Here is an 18,813-nt window from a genome sequence, read left to right on the forward strand (position 1 = left end):
CCTATTACATTTTACCGTTCATCTTTCTGCCTTGGATATGAGTACACATATCATAGCATTGACTATAATAGAGCATTTTATTTTGCTTTGATGTTTTGAGTTGACAATTTTAATAAACAATATTATAATATGTTTACACACAGAAAGGAGTACAACAAACATGGACTACGGAAAATTAACATTAGACGAGTTAGAGAAAGGATATAGGTATGATAAAGAAAACGACACCTATATTTGTAACTATTGTGAACAGCATTTTGAAGTCGGACAAATTTTCTCAATCGACAATAGTTTTTATGTTGCTGAACACGCAGTTGCAAAGCACATTAAATCTGCTCATGGAGGTAATTTATCGCAACTAATTATGTCAGAAACCAAATACAATACTTTAACGCAAAATCAAAGGGAATTATTGTCCCTTTTTAATTCTGGAATGTCTGACAAAAACATGGCGAAAAAATTAGGGGTTACAGAAGCAACGATTAGGCGGCAGAGGTTTACCTTTCGAGAGAAAGCCAAACAAGCAAAATTCTATTTAGCTGTATATGAACAAGTTTTTGAAACAAAAACACCACCAGAAAATGTCATTGTACCAATTCACAATAGTGCCATATATGTAGATGACCGCTATTTAATAACGGAACAGGAAAGGCAACATATTTTAGAAACATCTTTTAGCAGCCTAACGCCCCTTGTCCTCAAAACCTTTTCACCAAAAGAAAAAAAGAAAGTTGTTATTTTAACTAAAATTGCCGAACAATTTGAAAAGGGAAAGAATTATAGTGAGAAAGAAGTAAATCAAATTCTTAAACCAATTTTTGATGATTATATGACAATTAGACGCTACTTAATTATGTATGGTTTTATGGAGCGTACACGCGATGGCTCAAAATACTGGCTGACAGAGTAAGGAGGTAAGCATGAAACCAATAGTAGACCATATTCAAATAACAGTTAAAGACATTGCTCAGGCAGAACAATTTTATGATAGGCTTATGCCCATTTTAGGATTTGACCTTTCAAAAAAAGTAAGTGCCACCATTCTTGAGCATGATTTGTACGTTGTAGAATATCTGCATGAAAACATGGATTTTGGTATTTGTTCACCAAGAACAGTTTTTATGAATAATACTGTTCACAGGCGTAAACCCGGTGCATTTCATCATTTGGCTTTTAGGGCTAATTCAAGAAAAGAGGTGGACGAACTGTATCAAAAAATAAAGGCTATCGGTGCTAATATAGTATATCCACCGCAAATATTTCTTGAACATGGTCCGAATTATTACGCAACCTTTTTCAAGGACTTGGACGGAATAAAGTTTGAGATTGTTTGCAATATTCCTCTAATAAACGATTTCACAAAAAACTAAATTGGTCACAGAATTTTGAGGTGATATTATGGAGTGTAGTAAATGGCTACTTTGTCCTGTTTGCAATAACAAAACGCGAATACGATTACGGGAAGATACATTGCTTGAAAATTTCCCCTTGTTTTGTCCAAAATGTAAACATGAAACTTTAATCAGAGTACAACAATTAAATATGTCTATTATTAAAGAGCCAGACGCTAAGACGCAGAGCCGATAAACCGTGAGCAGAAAACACGGGGCATCGGCTCTTTCTTTATGCTTACTAAAATGCACTTATGTAATTTGCATTAGAAATGAAACCGTTAAACTAACGGATTAAAGACTTTGCAGCGTTAGTCGGCGGTTTTGAAATCACAATCAAAGCCGCCGTTTTTCTTTTTCAAAAGTAAAACAAGGTGGGTGTGTTAAAGTCGCCCTTTTGTAAGGATACGGCGGTATCTTAGGAGGTATCGCCGTGTCTATTTTGTATCGACAGCATTCGACAATCAGTAGCTTATTAAAAAAAGTCATTACTTGCCTACGGGATATTCCGGCTATCAAGATGAACACACATATCACTATATAATAGTTATTAAATCATTTGTGCCCGACTGGATTTTTTCAGTCGGGCATTTTTGCGTTTATTGATAATAGCAACGAAAACGGCTCATATCGTCTCTCCACGCTTTATATCCACGCCCCGCAAACCCGCATGGAATCTGGGTTTTCTCATAACTCTATCAATGGGCACAATATCTACTTATTGGACTTTTTCATCGGGTCGGGCACCATTTGGGCACCACAAATTGATTCTCACAAACCGCTTTTTTATTGCCTATAGGCACGAATTATCGTTCTATGCCGTCCAAAGCGTCCGCAGGACGCGCAGCCGCCAACAAGTAAATTTTTCGGTTTTGAGCGGCAACAAAAAATTGAAAAATGGCCCTTCAAACGATTACTTCGCCTTTATGTATTCTCTTGGAGAAACATGGTAGTAATCCCGAAAGGCTTTGTAGAAATTGCTGCTGTTGCTATAACCCAATACTGAGGAAATTTCTTCAACTGGCAGTTTTGTCCCTTTCAAAAGGATTACCGCCCGTTCCATTCGTAACGCCAATAAGATTTCTGTAAAGGACTTCCCAACTTCCCGATGCAGCAAGGTTGAAACATAATTCGGGTGATACGAAAAATGCTTTGCAATTTCTTTGAGCGTCACGGTATCAACGTGCTCCCCTATATACTGTACGATTTTTTCCGAAGGGCTTTCGTTTGCAGGCTCCCGCTTTGCATTGACATACTGACGCGCAACCTGAATGAGAAACGACAATGTGAGCGACTTCAAGACAACCTGTGTGTCGGCTTGTCGGTTGGCATACTCTACTACCATCATTTCAAGAAGCGCCCGTATGTTGCAGTCGTCCTCAATTTTGTAATGTATAAATTCATCAGAAAATTTATTGGTTGACGGGTCAAGCAGGAAATGAAATAGCTTTGTGTTTGCTGAAAGCATTGGTAAAAAGGCCCGACAAAAAGTGTCTTTCTGAATCAGTACGCCGATAATCGTTGTTTCCTTGTCGTCATGGACACAAAGAGCGTGACCGGCAAAGGGCTGGCCCGCATACAGCTCCCCCTCCCGGATTGTAATGCGATTATCGTACTTAAAGCTGATGGAATCGTATTCGCCCTGATAGGTGTAATTGAAATAGAAATAATCGTGCCGGTGAAACAGCTCTTGCCGTCCTTTGCTCTGATGGACGACAACCATAATTTCATCTTCCGGCGCACCGGGCCAATAAAACATTTTTTCCTCTGGATTTTCACCAGCGCAATTATGATACGTCCAATCCAACGCCCCAAATTCTCCCCGTAATTTTTCGACCGCCGCGCATAAAATTTCTCGCCCCACCTTGCTACTCCTTTATCAAAAAAGAACTCAATTCTTGTTTTCATTATACTACGTCACATGAGAAAATGCCACTGTATATATTAAGATTTGGCGCTGTTTCTTTGGCCGCAATCTTCTATACTAAAGATTGTTATGAAAAACAGACGGGAGGTTATTCGATGGAGGAAAAAGAGTTAGGCGGTGGGAAAATAATCTTTTATAAAAAGCTGTTTTCCCTTGTGCTGCCAATCGCATTTCAACAATTTATGCTGGCGGCGGTAAGTGCTTCGGACGCTCTCATGCTCGGATTTGTGAATCAGGATTCCCTGTCGGCGGTATCGTTGGCTGGGCAAATCACCTTTGTGTTCAACCTGTTTATGGGCGGGTTGACAATGGGAACAAGCATTTTGGCCGCACAATACTACGGAAAGGGTGACGTAAACGCTATTGAGAGAATATTTGCATATGTCACAAGGGTTTCCTTTTTGATTTCAGCGGTGTTCTTTCTGGCGTCCCTTTTCACGCCCAATTTGTTAATGCGGATTTTTACCCCAGAACCGCAACTGATTGCGGGCGGCAGCGTTTATCTTCGTATTGTAGCAGCGTCCAATCTTTTCACCGGTATCTCACAGATCTACCTTTGTATCTTGAAAAATACAGGGTATGCCATGAAAAGCATGGTAATTGGGTCAAGCGCCGTTGTTATCAATTTTTTCTTAAATGCCGCGCTGATCTTTGGGCTGCTCTCTTTTCCAAAAATGGGGATTGCGGGCGCTGCCCTTGCCACCTCCATTTCTAAGCTCATTGAAATGCTTTGGGCCTATGTGGAATCCTTGCGGAAAAATCGAATCGGGCTACGGATTAAGTATTGCTTTGCAGTAGACCGGCTTTTGGTTCGGGACTACTGGAAATATACAGTGCCTATGATGGGGGACTATCTGGTGTGGGGGTGTGGCTTCACCATGTATTCTGTTATTATGGGACACTTAGGCAGCGACGCCGTGGCCGCCAATTCGATTGCAAATATCGTAAAGAATTTGATTGTTAGTTTTTGTACCGGCCTTGCCAACGGCGGCGGCATTATCGTGGGCAACGAGTTGGGCATGGGAGATTTGAAACAAGCAAAGCAGTACGGCGGTCTGCTCTGGAAAATGGCCCTCATCGGGGGCGTGGTGTCCGGCCTGCTCCTGCTTGCGCTGTCGCCTATAATCTTGAACGTAACAGTTTTAAGCTCCCAAGCGACCGAATATTTAAAGTGGATGTTACTATTTTGCGCCTGCTATATGGTTGCAAAGGCAATTAACATGACGACGATAGCCGGAATTTTCCCCGCTGGCGGCGATTCTAAGTTTGGCTTGATATGTGACGCGATCACCATGTGGATTTTTGCTGTTCCAGCCGGTTTCCTTGCGGCGTTTTATTGGAATCTTCCCGTTGTCATTGTGTTCCTGATTGTCAATTTAGATGAAGTCGTCAAGTTGCCTGCCGCCATTATCCATTATCGGAAATACGGTTGGCTAAAGAATATTACAAGAGAATTGGGAGAGAAACAGGAGGTTTGGAAATGACTAAGCTTGAAAAATTGGACGCCGGACTGGAATACTGTTTGTATGACGCTGGTGTTGTCACCCGCAAAGAAAACGCCTTAAAGGGCTGTGCGAAATTTAATGCCATTGACCCCGCCGACTACACGGCCCAGCTTGCGGCAATCAAGGAGCTGTTTGGCTCCGCTGGTAAAATGTGTGCATCCAGCCTGATTTCAACTGTGACTACGGAAAATATCCATGTTGGAAAGGACTTTTTGACGAAATACAATGTAACGATTTTGGATATTGCTCCGGTAATTTTACTGAAAAAGCTACGGCGGAATCATCCGCTCACGGATATGAATTATTTGGTACAGCTGAACGAACTGCGAAGTTTACGGCTTATCTGGAAAAGGTCGTCACTCACGTGAAGATTGATTATCTGCGCCATATGGAAAAACTGAATGGCCGGGAAGAACTGGCCGAAGATATGTCGAATGTCGTCGAGCATGGGGAACTGTCCTCCATGTACGACGATTTTTTGTTAGAGGCTGTCCGGGCCGTGACGTTGGAGCAGATTGCATCGGAGCAGATGCCACCCGGCTCCCCGCCCGCGTCCAATTTACAAAAAAATATAATATGTGTTGACAAATGATATTATACAGCATATAATATGGATATGAAAATAATATTGAAACTTACATAATATTATAAATTTACACACAGAGAGGTGATAATATGGTATTTAACACCGGAGCAGCTCTTTTAGACGCAATTGTCCTAGCAGTCGTGTCGAGAGAAAAAGAGGGGACTTACGGATATAAGATTACCCAGGATGTGCGGCAGGCGATTGACGTGTCTGAATCCACACTATATCCGGTGCTCAGGAGACTGCAGAAGGACGAATGCCTGGAAGTGTACGATCAGCAGTTTGACGGCAGGAACAGACGTTACTATAAAGTTACGGAGAAAGGGATGGCCCAGCTGAATCTGTATAGAGGTGAATGGAAGAATTATTCCAATAAGATTAATGAATTGTTTGAGGGAGGTGCTACGGCATGAATCGCATTGAATATATGACAGAATTGGCCGCATTATTACAGGATGTTCCGGTGGAGGAGCGCAGGGAGGCGATGAAGTATTATAATGACTACTTTGATGATGCGGGCGAGGAGAACGAGCAGAGAGTCATAGAAGAGCTCGGGAGCCCGGAAAAGGTTGCGGCAACAATAAAAGCCGGCCTCAGCGGAGACGGAGATACCGAGGGAGAGTTCAGCGAGAACGGATATACGGATACAAGATTTGAACAGAAAGATGTGCCCGCCGGAAGGGAAGGATATACGTACGGAGGACAGGAGCCGCCAAGGACGAACCGGACATTGAAGATAATCCTCATTATTGCAATTATCATCGTTGGAGCCCCGGTCGTCATACCGGTTGCAATCGGAATTACATTAGCAGTAGTGTCATGTGTGTTTGCCTTGTTTCTCATTTTTATCGCACTTGTGATTGCATCTATCGCAGTCGTGATAGCAGGAATATCATTATTCTGTATCGGACTCGGCAATCTCGTGCCGGCACTTGCAGTAGGCCTGGCACTTGTCGGCACAGGGCTTTTGCTGGCGGTCATAGGAACGATTGCGACAGTAGGTGCGATAAGGCTTTGCATTATCGTTTTCCCGGGTATCATAAGGGGAATCGTATGGATGTTAAGAAAACCATTCCAGGGAAAGGCGGTGGCGTAAGTTATGAGAAGAGGGTGGAAGATTTTCTGGATAATATGTGCAGTCATTGCCGTGGTCGGCTTTGCATGCTGCATAACGGCGATGGCACTTGGCGTTACGGCTGAGGCGATAGAGGACCGGTTTCCTAATGGATTCAGTATCGTGAAAGAGAGCGAATGGCATCACGACAAAGACACATATACCGGTGAATCAGATGAGAGTCAGACATTTGCCAATATGCAGATTCATGAGATAGATGCCCACATATCCGGCGGAGAGCTGCAGGTGCTGCAGTCGGATTCGGATGATATCAAGATCGAGACATCGGGCGTCGATTCCCGTCTGAAGCTTAAATACTACGTTGAGGACGGAGAGCTGAAGATTGAGACAAAAAAGCACATATGGGGTATAAATGGAGGGAAACATATAGGTACCATATATCTGTTCGTGCCAAAAGGATACGAATTTGATGACGTAAGCTTTGAAGTGGGAGCGGGTTATCTGTATGTGGAAGACATCCTGGCTAACAGCCTTGATATAGAAGTAGGGGCCGGCGCGGCCGAAGTCAGCAGCTTCCATGCAGGCGAGGCGAGCCTGGACTGCGGGGCAGGCAAGATTACGGCAGCAGGGCTGGCGGACTGGGAAGTGGATATCGACTGCGGCATAGGTGAGATTGATTTGGATGTCAACGCGAAGATGGAAGATTACAGCTATTATATCAAATGCGGCATCGGCCAGGTGGATGTAGGAGAAGAGAATTTTACCGGCCTGGGCTCCAAAAAGGCCATCGAACACGCTTCGGGAAAAGAGATGAATATCGACTGTGGAATAGGCAAGGTAAGCGTGGATTTTTATTAGGCAGATACGACAATAATGAATAGATATTGAAGAAGGAGGAATTAGCTATGGAGACAAAGAGACTATATCGTTCAAGGCAGAGCCGTATGATCTGCGGCGTATGCGGAGGCATTGCAGAATACTTCAACGTTGACCCGACGCTTATCAGGCTGGGGCTCGTCCTGCTTGCCTGCACAGGTACCGGCATTCTTGCTTATTTTATTGCCGCGATAATCATACCGGACCAGCCTCAGGCTTAAAACAAGAGGAGGAAAGGCTTCGTATCATATAAGTAGTATTTCATAGGGGTCAGACCCCCGCATATGCGAGGGGTCTGACCCCTATGCAAATTCTGTATATTTTCAGAAAACTTGTCAATACTCTCTAAAAATGAAAAGGAGAGTTTTGACTATGTCTGGGAAGAAGAGCAAACCAATTAACCTTCACGAACTTACGGATGAAGAGAAGATAAAGTATGAGATAGCGGAGGAGCTTGGCCTTCTGGATAAGGTGATGGCAGACGGCTGGAAATCGCTGTCGTCCAAGGAGACGGGGAGGATCGGAGGCCTGATTACGAAGAAGAAGCGGGAGAAGGAGAAAAAGTAACAGAAGTATTACGAATATTAATAAGTGTGAACAATTGCCGACAAAGGTTGAAAATCCAATATCCTTTTGCTATAATCGAAAAACTGGAATAACATGATAAGGTGAGCATATGAACGATAAGATTAGCGTTTTAGATATTGATATTGACAACTATACTGCAAAAGAAGCGATGAAGGAGACGGTCCGATACCTGGAATCAGACCCTGTCAATGTCGTGGAACTGGTGACGGTTGACGGACTGATGCAGATGGATGAGGTGCCGGAGCTTAAGGATGACATACGGAAGTTCGACCTCGTGCTTGCAGGTGACAAGACGATACTGGAGGCAGCAGACATTACGGACAGAAGAACCATACAGGAGACAGAAGGACATGTGTTTATGAAGATGTTCTTCCGCTATATCCATAAGAACCACAAAAGAGTATATCTTCTGGTCGAGTCCGAAGAGGAAGGGGAGCACCTGTACAATTACCTGGAGCATTCCTACAGCGGTTCCCAGATTGTCGGACTGGCCAAAGTATCGGCTCAGAACCGGGCGGACGATATGCTTGTCAACGCCATCAACGGGGGAGAGGTTGACTGCGTGATATCCATATTGTCATCGCCGCTGCAGGAAGAATTTATCGCCAAGAACCGGGGAATACTCAACACGAGAATCTGGATGGGCCTTGGCAAAGGGATACTTCCGGTTGGAAGGCCTGGCTTCGGACAGGGCAGGATAACGCAGTTCTTTTTGAAGAGAATCTTTAAGAAGGAGATAGAAAAAAGGAAGAGAGATATGAGCGGAGCGCTGGTGTCCGCGAAATAAGAAAAATATAAGAATTTATTTTTGGTAACAATGTACATGGTATAGAATGTGAAAAATATATGAAAAGTTGAGGAAATTAACAAAAAATTGTTATTTCCTCTTTCTTTTTTTGTTGATATATATTAATATAGATTTTAGTAGTATGCGTTTTAGGGCTTTGAAAGCTTTTTTTGTTGTGAAAAATGCATATTGAAATGAGTGGAGGAGATGGAATATGATATCTAATCAAATACTTCAAAATACAATTGAAGGATTGAAAGGGATTACGAGGATAGACTTCTGCGTGATGGACACCGACGGTAAATCTCTTGCAAGCACTTTTTCAGAACAGGAGAATTATGAGGAAGAGGTAGTATCCTTCGTGGAATCCCCGGCTGACAGCCAGGTTGTCCAGGGATATCAGTTTTTTAAAATCTTTGACGAACACCAGTTGGAATATATTTTACTTGCCAACGGGGGTGGAGATGATGTATATATGGTAGGGAAGATTGCTACGTTCCAGATTCAGAATCTTCTGGTGGCATACAAGGAGCGCTTCGATAAGGATAACTTCATCAAGAACCTTCTGCTTGACAACCTTTTGCTGGTGGACATCTACAACCGTGCCAAAAAGCTACATATAGACACGGAGGTGAGGCGTGTTATCTTTATCATAGAGACTAAGCACGAGAAAGACAGCAATGCCCTTGACAATTTGCGGACTCTCCTTGGCAACAAGTCTAAAGATTTTGTGACGGCAGTAGATGAAAAGAACATCATCGTCGTAAAAGAACTGGAAGCCAATGACGGACATGAGGAACTGGAAAAAGTGGCAAAGGAGCTATATGAGCTTCTGAAAGAAGATGGCGAGGAAGAGATTCTTATCGCTTATGGCACCATCGTCAATGATATCAAAGAAGTATCAAAATCCTACAAAGAAGCAAAACTTGCTTTGGATGTAGGCAAGATATTCTTCGGCGAGAAGAATATCATGGCTTACAGCGCGCTTGGAATCGGCCGTCTGATCTATCAGCTTCCCATTCCGCTGTGCAAGATGTTCATCCGTGAGATTTTTGAGGGGAAATCGCCAGATGATTTTGATGAGGAGACACTGACGACTATCAATAAATTTTTTGAAAATAATCTGAACGTGTCGGAGACATCAAGACAGTTGTATATACACCGTAATACACTAGTGTACCGGCTGGATAAATTACAGAAAAGCACAGGACTTGATCTGCGCGTATTCGAGGATGCCATAACATTCAAGATTGCACTCATGGTAGTGAAATATATGAAGTACATGGAGTCCTTGGAGTATTAGTAATCAGGAGGAGAATATGATTGAATTAAAAGAAGTGACGAAAGAATACTCAAAAGGGGTTGCAGCCCTTAATGGCGTCAATCTGAAGATTGACCAGGGCGAATTTGTATTCATAGTCGGCGACAGCGGTTCGGGCAAATCGACGCTGATACGTCTGATCATGAAAGAACTTGATCCCACTTCAGGTACTATCGTCGTAAATGGACAGAACCTGAATAGGATGAAGCACAGAAAGATACCGATGTATCGAAGGGGGCTCGGTGTCGTGTTCCAGGATTTCCGTCTTTTAAAAGACAGGAATATCTACGAAAATATAGCATTTGCACTGCGGGTGACGGAAAAGCCTACCCGTGTGATTAAAAAGAAGGTTCCGGCGGCATTGTCCCTCGTTGGGCTGGCTCAGAAGTATAAGTCGTTCCCGAAGGAATTGTCCGGCGGGGAGCAGCAGCGTGTAGCTATTGCTAGGGCGATTGTTAATGAGCCTGCCATACTGCTGGCAGACGAGCCGACCGGTAATCTGGATCCCACCAATTCATGGGAAATTATGAAACTTCTAGAAGAGGCGAATGAGAGAGGGACGACCGTATTGGTTGTTACTCATAACCAGGAGATTGTAAACGAGATGAAGAAGCGCGTTGTTACGATGAAGAAGGGTGTCATCGTCAGCGACGAGAAAAAAGGTGGGTATAGTAATGAGAATTAGTACAGTTGGATATTCGATGAGACAAGGGGTTAAGAACATCCGCAGAAATAAGATGTTTTCCATTGCATCTATCGCCACTATGGCGGCATGTATCTTTCTGTTCGGACTGTTCTATTCCATTGTAATAAACTTTAACTACATAGTAGACAAAGCGGAAGAAGGAGTGGCGATTACCGTGTTCTTCAAGGAAGATGCCACACAGAGCCAGAAGGATAAGGTGGGAGAAGACCTGAAGAATGCTGACGGCGTCCTAAAGGTTAACTACATCAGCGCGGACGAGGCGTGGGATAAGTTCAAAGATGATTATTTCGGGGAATCCGGCGACCTTGCGGAAGGTTTCAAAAGCGACAACCCGCTGGCCAATTCAGATAACTATGAGGTGTACATGTCGGACGTATCCAAGCAAAAAGACGTGGTATCCTACGCGGAAAGCCTGGACGGCGTCCGTAAGGTCAACAAGTCCGACGTCGTGGCAAAGACGCTCACAAGCGTCAACAAGCTTGTCGGTTACGTATCCGCGGCTATTATCGTTATCCTTCTTATCGTGTCGGTATTCCTCATCAGCAACACGGTTACGATGGGTGTCACGGTGCGGCGGGAAGAGATTGCGATTATGAAATATATAGGGGCTAAGGACGGATTCGTCAGGTCGCCGTTCGTAATCGAGGGCCTGCTCATCGGGGTGATTGGTGCTGTACTGCCGCTGATTCTGCTGTATTTCCTCTACAGCAAAGTGATTGAGTATATCATGGTCAAGTTCAGCCTGCTCAACAATATAGTGGACTTCCTGCCGGTAATGCAGGTATATAAGACGTTGCTTCCTGTAGGCCTTGCTTTGGGAGTGGGCATTGGTTTCCTTGGAAGTTTCGTGACAATCAGAAAACACCTTAAAGTATAATATCAAGGGGGATACGTAAGATGCGAGGGAAGAGAATAATAAGTGTGCTGCTGATAACGGTTCTGTGTATGGGGATGGCGATACAGGTGAACGCTTCAAGCATCAGCGACACGAAGAAAAAGGCAGAGGAACTGGAATCAAAGAAGAAAGCGGCTGAGGATGAGAAGAATTCTCTGGCTGCCCAGCTCGATTCGATCGTGGCCGAGATGGAAGACACGAAAGCCAGGATTGACGAAAAAGAGGCTGAGATTGAAAAGAAAGAAGAAGAGCTGATTCAGGCAAAGGTCGATGAAAATGACCAGTACGAGAGCATGAAGAAGAGAATCCAGTATATGTATGAAAACGGCAATTCCCAATTCATAGAGATACTCGTGCAGTCGAAGAGCATCGGTGATTTTCTGAACAATGCGGAGTACATCACGACCATCTCCGAGTATGACAGAAGCATGCTCGTACAGTTCCAGGAGATTGTCAAAGCGGTCGAAGAGCAGGAAAAGGCGCTGCAGGAAGAATACGATGAGCTTGAGACGATGCAGAACGACCTGATTGCCAAGCAGGACAGCGTGAACACCATGCTGGAGGGCAAGAATGCAGAAATCAGCCAGCTGGAGAGCGAGATAGGCGCTACCGCCGATACGCTCGCGAAGCTGGAGGCTGCCGCCGCGGCTGCGGCGCGTAAGCAGGCGGAGGCCACCCTGTCATACAGTGGCGGAAGCGCGGGAGCGTCCGTCGTGTCAGGCAACGGAACATTTACACATCCTTGTCCGGGCTACAGTTACATATCCAGCGAATTTGGCTGGAGGCCTCAGCCGATTCCGGGCGCAAGCTCCAACCACAAAGGGATGGACTTTGCCGCGGCTACGGGAACGCCGATATACGCGGCAGCAGGCGGAACCGTGGTATCCGCAGGCTACAGCGGCAATGCGGGCAACCTCATAATAATCAACCATGGCGGCGGCCTGCAGACATATTATATGCACTGCAATAATATCTATGTAAGAGCGGGGCAGAGCGTTAGCAAGGGACAGAACATCGGTGCGGTAGGAAGTACAGGCAATTCCTCCGGCCCGCACCTTCATTTCCAGGTGATGTCAGGCGGAGTGCCGGTCAACCCGCGTAATTATTTATAAGAACAGGACTCGTATCATGAAGAAAAACAAGGGATTTATCAAGGGGGCGCTCTGTGGCGCCCTTGCTGTGTTATTGGTTGCAGGGCTTGTATCCTGTGGAAGCAGATTAAACAAAGCGTCAGCTGGCAAAGAGGAAGTAGTAGACACTGAGACAGAGGAGAAGCTGGAGATGCTTCAGCAGCTCATTGACGGAAGCTACCTCGGAGATGTGGATGAAGATGCGCTCCAGAGCGGAATATACAAAGGGTATATCAATGGGCTTGCGGACCCGTACTCTGTCTACTACGACAAAGAGGAGACAGAGCAGCTCCTTGAGACGACGTCGGGAGAATACAGCGGCATCGGGGCCGTATTAAGCCAGAACAGAGAGACGGGCATCATCACCATACTGCAGGTATATGACGATTCTCCTGCGCAGAAAGCCGGCATTAAAGATGACGATATCCTTTATAAGGTGGAGGGCGAAGAGGTGACGGGTGTGGATCTGACGGAAGTCGTCTCCAATATCAAGGGTGAAGAAGGTACGGAAGTCAAGATGACCGTATTAAGAGGCGATGCCAATGACGAAGTGGAAGTGACTGCGGTCAGGGGCAAGGTTGAGGCGCAGACCGTCAAGTATGAGATGAAGGACGGCGAAGTGGGCTATATCCGCGTGTCAGAATTCGATTCCGTCACATATGACCAGTATAAAGCGGCCATCGAGGATTTGGAAGGTCAGGGGATGAAAGGCCTCATCGTGGATCTGCGGAACAATCCGGGCGGCAACCTGGCTACCGTGTGCGATATGCTTGACCTGATGCTGCCGGAGGGGTTGATCGTATATACCGAAGACAAGGATGGGAACCGTTCGGAAGAGACATCGGACGAGGAACATCAGTTCAAGCTTCCGATGACTGTGCTTGTGAACGGCAACAGCGCCAGCGCATCCGAGATATATGCAGGTGCGATTCAGGACTATGGCCTCGGCGAGATCATCGGAACCCAGACTTACGGAAAAGGTGTCGTGCAGCAGATATTCGACCTGAAGGACGGTACTTGCGTGAAGCTGACGATCGCTGAATATTTTACGCCAAAAGGGAGAAACATTAATGGAAAGGGCATTACTCCAGATGTTGAGGTAGAGTACGAGGCAGACGAGGCCAATCCGGAAGCGGATAACCAGCTTGACAAAGCACTGGAAGTAATAAAAGGCAATATGTAAGCAAAAGGGGAATGTCTGTTTGGCATTCCCTTTTAATTTGCCTTGTGCTAAAATAAAACATAGTATGTACTTTTAGAAACAGAAAGGAAGCATATATGAAAATATTGATTCAGAACGGGCACGTCATCGACCCGCCGACAGGCAAAGACGGCATATATGACGTGCTGATAGAAGAGGATAGAATAATCAAGGTAGAGCATCAGATAAAGGAAGAAGCCGACCGTGTCATTGATGCAGAAGGCTGTTACGTCATGCCAGGATTTATCGACATGCATGTACATCTGAGAGATCCGGGATTCACGTATAAGGAGACGCTCTCGACCGGAGGACAGGCTGCGGTAAAAGGCGGCATCACTACGATGTGCGCCATGCCAAACACGAAGCCGGTCATCGACGACAGGGAGAAAGTAGAGGATGTGCACGCAAGGGCGGCCAAGGATTCTCCTGCCCATGTGATCCAGCTCGGTGCAGTGACGAAAGGCCAGATTGGCCGTGAGCTGGCTGATATAGAAGGGATGGCGGCTGCAGGCTGTCATGCCATAAGCGAAGACGGCAAGTCGGTGATGAATGCGTCGCTATACCGCAGGGGGATGGAGAAAGCGAAGGAATGTGGCATCTCCGTGTTCGCCCACTGCGAGGATATCACGATGGTAGAGGGCGGTGTCATGAATGCAGATGAGAACGCAGAGCGTCTCGGCCTGAAAGGGATCACCAATTCCGTGGAAGACGTCATCGTGGCGAGAGATATCCTGCTTGCCAAGGAGACAGGCGTGCGGCTCCACCTGTGCCACTGCTCCACCGCAGACAGCGTGGAGATGGTTCGGCTTGCCAAGGAGGGCGGGCTCCCTGTCACCGGTGAAGTATGCCCGCATCACTTTATACTGACGGCGGACGACATACCGGAGGACGACGGGAACTATAAGATGAATCCTCCGCTCCGGGCCAAAGAAGACGTAGCAGCCCTGCGGGAAGGTCTGAAGAACGGAATCATGGATGTCATAGCTACGGACCATGCGCCTCATTCAGAAGAAGAGAAAAACAAATCCATGGCGCAGGCGGCTTTTGGCATCGTAGGCGTAGAGACTTCAGCCGCGCTGACGTATACAGAACTTGTAGAGCCGGGGATACTGACCATGACAGATATGGCAGAAAAGATGAGTACGAACCCGGCCAGCATACTTGGACTGGAAGACAAGGGGTCTGTATCTGAGGGAAAGGCCGCAGATATCGTGATTTTTGACACGAGACGGGAATATACGATTGATAAAGATACATTTGCCTCAAAAGGCAGGAACACGCCGTTCCATGGACGTAAAGTAAAAGGACAGGTCATGTATACGCTGGTCGGCGGGACGGTCGTTTATGAAAATGAGATACGATAGGAGGAAGACGAAGTGATTAATCAGCTAGTGTCTAATATCAGGAATACAGGAGCACCGATTGTTGTCGGTCTGGATCCAATGCTCGGCTATATACCGGAGCATATACAGAAAAAGGCTTTCTCAGAATATGGCGAGACGCTTGAAGGGGCTGCGGAAGCAATCTGGCAGTTCAACAAAGCCATTATCGATAATACGTACGACCTGATTCCAGCAGTCAAACCACAGATAGCCATGTATGAGCAGTTTGGAATCCCCGGGATTGCCGCATTCAAGAAGACGACAGATTACTGTAAGGAAAAGGGGCTCGTTGTCATCGGGGACATCAAGCGCGGAGATATTGGTTCCACGTCGAAAGCATATGCAGTGGGGCATCTCGGAAGAGTTCAGGTAGGGAGCAGGACGCTCGCTGCGTTTGATGAGGATTTTGTAACAGTCAATCCATATCTTGGTTCCGACGGCGTCAATCCGTTCCTCGATGTGTGCAAAGAGGAGAAGAAAGGCATATTCGTACTCGTAAAGACATCAAACCCATCCAGCGGCGAGTTCCAGGACCAGCTGGTCGGCGGTCGTCCGTTATACGAACTCGTAGGAGAGAAGGTGGCTGCGTGGGGAGAAGAACTCATGGGAGACGAGTACAGCTACGTCGGTGCGGTCGTCGGTGCGACTTACCCGGAGATGGGCAGAGTCTTACGCAGCATTATGCCGAAAGCATATATCCTCGTGCCGGGATACGGGGCACAGGGAGGCAGAGGCAAAGACCTTGTACATTTCTTTAACGAAGACGGACTCGGTGCAATCGTGAATTCTTCCAGAGGTATCATAGCGGCGTACAAGCTGGAGCAGTATGCACAGTTTGGCGAGGCGAACTTTGCCGATGCCGCAAGAGCCGCGGTAAAGGATATGATAGCAGATATAAAAGGAGCGCTGGAACATGAGTAAATATAAAGGACAGGCTGCGGTCATCTCACAGGAGCAGATTGCCACAGGCATCTACAGCCTGTGGATTGAGGTTCCGTGCATGGCGTCGGAAGCAAAGCCCGGGCAGTTCCTGTCTCTGTATACGCAGGACGGGAGCAAGCTGCTGCCGCGTCCGATAAGCATATGTGAGACAGACAAGCTTAAGGGGAGATTACGGCTCGTGTATCGTGTGACGGGGAAAGAGACCGGTACGGAGCTGTTTTCCCGGCTGGAACCAGGAGATACGCTGGAAGTGATGGGGCCTCTCGGCAACGGCTTTCCGCTTGAGAATCCGGGAAGGGCGTTCCTGATCGGCGGCGGCATCGGAATACCTCCTATGCTGGAGCTTGCCAAGCAGCTGCCAGGTGCAAGGCAGATTATCGCCGGATACAAAGATGAGCTGTTTCTGACGGAAGATCTGGAGAGATATGGGGAGCTCTATGTGGCTACAGAGGATGGCAGCGCAGGCACGAGAGGAAATGTGCTGGATGCGGTGCGTGAGCACGGGCTTGCCGCGGATATCATCTACGCCTGCGGCCCGACGCCGATGCTCCGGGCTCTTAAGGCATATGCAGAAGAACACGGAATTGTCTGCTACATATCGCTGGAAGAAAAGATGGCATGCGGAATCGGGGCATGTCTTGCCTGCGTGTGCCAGTCGAAAGAGACCGACAGCCACAGCAACGTACATAATAAACGGGTCTGTAAAGACGGGCCGGTATTCTTGTCTACGGAGGTGGAAATCTGATGGATACAAAAGTGAACCTTGCAGGTGTGGAGCTTAAGAATCCGGTTATGACAGCCTCAGGAACGTTTGGCTCCGGGGAAGAATACAGCGAATTCGTGGATTTGAGCCGCCTCGGTGCAGTCGTTACGAAAGGCGTGGCGAATGTACCGTGGCCTGGCAACCCGGTGCCACGGATTGCGGAGACGAAGTCTGGCATGATGAATGCCATCGGACTCCAGAATCCAGGAATCGATGTGTTCTGCCGGCGTGACATACCTTTCCTGAAACAGTTCGATACAAAGATTATCGTCAACGTGTGCGGAAAGACGACAGAGGATTATTGCAAAGTAGTGGAGCGTCTGGCTGATGAAGATGTGGATATGCTCGAGATAAACATATCATGTCCGAATGTCAAGGAGGGCGGCATCGCCTTTGGACAGAATCCGAAAGCGGTGGAAGAGATTACGGCCGAGGTCAAGAAGCGTGCAAAGCAGCCGGTCATCATGAAGCTGAGTCCAAACGTGACAGATATCACCGAGACGGCGAAAGCGGCGGAAGCGGGAGGGGCAGATGTACTGTCGCTTATCAATACGCTGACCGGGATGAAGATTGACATACACAGGCGAGCGTTCTCGCTGGCCAACAAGACCGGAGGCCTGTCCGGGCCTGCGATAAAGCCGGTTGCGGTGCGGATGGTCTATCAGGTGGCAAACGCGGTGAAGCTCCCTGTCATCGGCATGGGCGGAATCGAGACGGCGGAGGATGCCATAGAGTTTCTCCTTGCCGGAGCCTCGGCCGTGTCTGTGGGTACCGCCAATTTCTATAATCCTACTGCAACCGTACAGGTGGCGGAGGGCATAGAGGCTTATATGGAGCGGTACGGGTTCGAACACGTATCCGGGCTGACAGGGCTTGTAAAGTAGAGGAGGTTATATATGGAACAATATAAAAAAGAGTTTATTGAGTTTATGATCGACTGTGAAGTGCTTAAATTTGGAGATTTTGTGACAAAGAGCGGCAGAAATACGCCTTTTTTCGTAAATACAGGCTTCTACCGGACAGGAGCGCAGCTTCGTAAGCTTGGGGAATACTATGCGAAGGCGATAGAAGGCAGCTTCGGCCTTGCATTTGACGTCTTGTTCGGACCGGCTTATAAAGGGATTCCGCTTACAGTAGCCGCAACGATCGCCATCAGCGAATCTTATGGCAGAGACATCCGGTACTGCTCTAACCGTAAGGAAGTGAAGGACCATGGTGACAAGGGGATTCTTCTTGGGAGTCCTATAATGGACGGAGACAGAGTCGTTATCATCGAAGATGTGACAACCGCAGGAACCTCTATACAGGAGACGCTCCCCATTATCAAGGCGCAGGGCAATGTGACCCCGGTGGGTCTTGTCGTGTCGGTGGACCGCATGGAACGCGGCCAGGGTACGAAGAGCGCACTTGCGGAGATAGAAGAGAAATACGGTCTGAAGACGACGGCTATCGTCACGATGGAAGAGGTGACGGAACATCTCTATAACAGGCCATATAAAGGAAAAGTTATCATCGACGATACATTAAAATCGGCAATTGATGCATATTATAAACAATATGGCGTGAAGTAGCAGGAGGGTTTCTTATGAATGAAAAAGCATATAAAACCATGAGTTTCGCAGGGGCTGCCGGTATAGCCACCGGTATCGTCACGATGGCTGTCGCAATTGCGGCAGGCGTGATAATGATTGTGAGTGGGGCACGCTTGTTAAAAGATAGAAAGGGGCTTACATTTTAG

Annotated in this window: 24 protein-coding genes; 23 read left to right on the top strand and 1 reads right to left on the bottom strand. The window is 46.8% G+C overall.

All coding sequences use genetic code 11. The annotated features are described in order from the left end of the window. Positions 1-160 precede the first annotated feature (160 nt). Genes HJV72_RS16805 through HJV72_RS16815 form a run of 3 tightly spaced genes read left to right on the top strand, consistent with a single transcriptional unit; the run spans position 161 to position 1,587 of the window. Positions 161-910 (top strand): DUF2087 domain-containing protein, encoded by a 750-nt coding sequence (locus HJV72_RS16805; RefSeq protein ID WP_066573799.1) that lies wholly within the window; start codon positions 161-163, stop codon positions 908-910. Between the two features lie 10 nt (positions 911-920). Continuing rightward, the gene (locus tag HJV72_RS16810) at positions 921-1,370 is read left to right on the top strand and encodes a VOC family protein (RefSeq protein WP_066573802.1); all 450 of its coding nucleotides are present in this window, start codon (positions 921-923) and stop codon (positions 1,368-1,370) included. A 28-nt stretch (positions 1,371-1,398) separates the two neighbouring features. After that, on the top strand, positions 1,399-1,587 hold the full coding sequence (locus HJV72_RS16815) for a cysteine-rich KTR domain-containing protein (protein WP_082912737.1): 189 nt from the start codon (positions 1,399-1,401) through the stop codon (positions 1,585-1,587). A 717-nt stretch (positions 1,588-2,304) separates the two neighbouring features. Here HJV72_RS16815 and HJV72_RS16820 read toward each other — a convergent pair. Continuing rightward, complete coding sequence (locus tag HJV72_RS16820) at positions 2,305-3,255, bottom strand: helix-turn-helix transcriptional regulator (protein ID WP_208072732.1); 951 nt, start codon at positions 3,253-3,255, stop codon at positions 2,305-2,307. Positions 3,256-3,413: 158 nt separating this feature from the next. Here HJV72_RS16820 and HJV72_RS16825 point away from each other — a divergent pair, with 158 nt between their 5' ends. From HJV72_RS16825 to HJV72_RS16920, 20 genes are all read left to right on the top strand, one after another. Next, complete coding sequence (locus HJV72_RS16825; RefSeq protein ID WP_208072734.1) at positions 3,414-4,802, top strand: MATE family efflux transporter; 1,389 nt, start codon at positions 3,414-3,416, stop codon at positions 4,800-4,802. Continuing rightward, positions 4,799-5,191: a maltose acetyltransferase domain-containing protein gene (locus tag HJV72_RS16830; RefSeq protein ID WP_066573813.1), complete on the top strand. Its 393-nt coding sequence runs from the start codon at positions 4,799-4,801 to the stop codon at positions 5,189-5,191. Before HJV72_RS16825 ends, HJV72_RS16830 begins: the two co-directional genes overlap by 4 nt. After that, positions 5,188-5,415: a hypothetical protein gene (locus HJV72_RS16835; protein ID WP_208072736.1), complete on the top strand. Its 228-nt coding sequence runs from the start codon at positions 5,188-5,190 to the stop codon at positions 5,413-5,415. The genes HJV72_RS16830 and HJV72_RS16835 overlap by 4 nt, the downstream gene beginning before the upstream one ends. An 83-nt stretch (positions 5,416-5,498) precedes the next feature. Continuing rightward, positions 5,499-5,822 carry a PadR family transcriptional regulator gene (locus tag HJV72_RS16840; protein WP_066573817.1) on the top strand — a complete coding sequence of 108 codons (324 nt, stop codon included), beginning with the start codon at positions 5,499-5,501 and terminating at the stop codon, positions 5,820-5,822. Beyond that, on the top strand, positions 5,819-6,505 hold the full coding sequence (locus HJV72_RS16845) for a DUF1700 domain-containing protein (RefSeq protein ID WP_208072738.1): 687 nt from the start codon (positions 5,819-5,821) through the stop codon (positions 6,503-6,505). The genes HJV72_RS16840 and HJV72_RS16845 overlap by 4 nt, the downstream gene beginning before the upstream one ends. A gap of 3 nt (positions 6,506-6,508) precedes the next feature. After that, positions 6,509-7,342 (top strand): DUF4097 family beta strand repeat-containing protein, encoded by an 834-nt coding sequence (locus tag HJV72_RS16850; RefSeq protein ID WP_208072740.1) that lies wholly within the window; start codon positions 6,509-6,511, stop codon positions 7,340-7,342. Between the two features lie 47 nt (positions 7,343-7,389). Continuing rightward, entirely contained in the window at positions 7,390-7,581 is a 192-nt protein-coding gene (locus HJV72_RS16855) for a PspC domain-containing protein (protein ID WP_066573824.1), read from the top strand. A 151-nt stretch (positions 7,582-7,732) separates the two neighbouring features. Then, on the top strand, positions 7,733-7,927 hold the full coding sequence (locus HJV72_RS16860; RefSeq protein WP_049730310.1) for a small, acid-soluble spore protein, alpha/beta type: 195 nt from the start codon (positions 7,733-7,735) through the stop codon (positions 7,925-7,927). Between the two features lie 109 nt (positions 7,928-8,036). Next, entirely contained in the window at positions 8,037-8,735 is a 699-nt protein-coding gene (locus HJV72_RS16865; RefSeq protein WP_208072742.1) for a WecB/TagA/CpsF family glycosyltransferase, read from the top strand. 214 nt (positions 8,736-8,949) lie between these two features. After that, positions 8,950-10,038, top strand: a complete 1,089-nt coding sequence (locus HJV72_RS16870; protein ID WP_208072744.1) for a PucR family transcriptional regulator — start codon at positions 8,950-8,952, stop codon at positions 10,036-10,038. A 16-nt stretch (positions 10,039-10,054) separates the two neighbouring features. Then, positions 10,055-10,741, top strand: a complete 687-nt coding sequence (ftsE, locus tag HJV72_RS16875) for a cell division ATP-binding protein FtsE (protein ID WP_208072747.1) — start codon at positions 10,055-10,057, stop codon at positions 10,739-10,741. Then, entirely contained in the window at positions 10,731-11,639 is a 909-nt protein-coding gene (ftsX, locus tag HJV72_RS16880) for a permease-like cell division protein FtsX (protein ID WP_066573841.1), read from the top strand. Before ftsE ends, ftsX begins: the two co-directional genes overlap by 11 nt. Before the next feature lie 20 nt (positions 11,640-11,659). Beyond that, the gene (locus HJV72_RS16885; protein ID WP_208072749.1) at positions 11,660-12,769 is read left to right on the top strand and encodes a murein hydrolase activator EnvC family protein; all 1,110 of its coding nucleotides are present in this window, start codon (positions 11,660-11,662) and stop codon (positions 12,767-12,769) included. 16 nt (positions 12,770-12,785) lie between these two features. After that, the gene (locus tag HJV72_RS16890) at positions 12,786-13,970 is read left to right on the top strand and encodes a S41 family peptidase (RefSeq protein ID WP_208072751.1); all 1,185 of its coding nucleotides are present in this window, start codon (positions 12,786-12,788) and stop codon (positions 13,968-13,970) included. Between the two features lie 95 nt (positions 13,971-14,065). Further along, positions 14,066-15,352 carry a dihydroorotase gene (locus HJV72_RS16895; RefSeq protein WP_208072753.1) on the top strand — a complete coding sequence of 429 codons (1,287 nt, stop codon included), beginning with the start codon at positions 14,066-14,068 and terminating at the stop codon, positions 15,350-15,352. Between the two features lie 12 nt (positions 15,353-15,364). Next, positions 15,365-16,291, top strand: coding sequence for an orotidine-5'-phosphate decarboxylase (gene pyrF, locus HJV72_RS16900; RefSeq protein ID WP_208072755.1), 927 nt, complete (start codon positions 15,365-15,367; stop codon positions 16,289-16,291). Then, positions 16,284-17,057, top strand: a complete 774-nt coding sequence (locus tag HJV72_RS16905; protein WP_208072758.1) for a dihydroorotate dehydrogenase electron transfer subunit — start codon at positions 16,284-16,286, stop codon at positions 17,055-17,057. Before pyrF ends, HJV72_RS16905 begins: the two co-directional genes overlap by 8 nt. Further along, positions 17,057-17,959 carry a dihydroorotate dehydrogenase gene (locus HJV72_RS16910; RefSeq protein WP_305798503.1) on the top strand — a complete coding sequence of 301 codons (903 nt, stop codon included), beginning with the start codon at positions 17,057-17,059 and terminating at the stop codon, positions 17,957-17,959. The genes HJV72_RS16905 and HJV72_RS16910 overlap by 1 nt, the downstream gene beginning before the upstream one ends. A gap of 12 nt (positions 17,960-17,971) precedes the next feature. Next, complete coding sequence (pyrE, locus tag HJV72_RS16915) at positions 17,972-18,646, top strand: orotate phosphoribosyltransferase (protein WP_208072760.1); 675 nt, start codon at positions 17,972-17,974, stop codon at positions 18,644-18,646. A gap of 14 nt (positions 18,647-18,660) precedes the next feature. Next, a complete protein-coding gene (locus tag HJV72_RS16920) occupies positions 18,661-18,813 on the top strand; it encodes a hypothetical protein (RefSeq protein ID WP_208072761.1) in 153 nt (50 codons plus the stop codon).

The organism is Extibacter sp. GGCC_0201, from assembly GCF_017566055.1.
Classification (GTDB): domain Bacteria; phylum Bacillota; class Clostridia; order Lachnospirales; family Lachnospiraceae; genus Extibacter.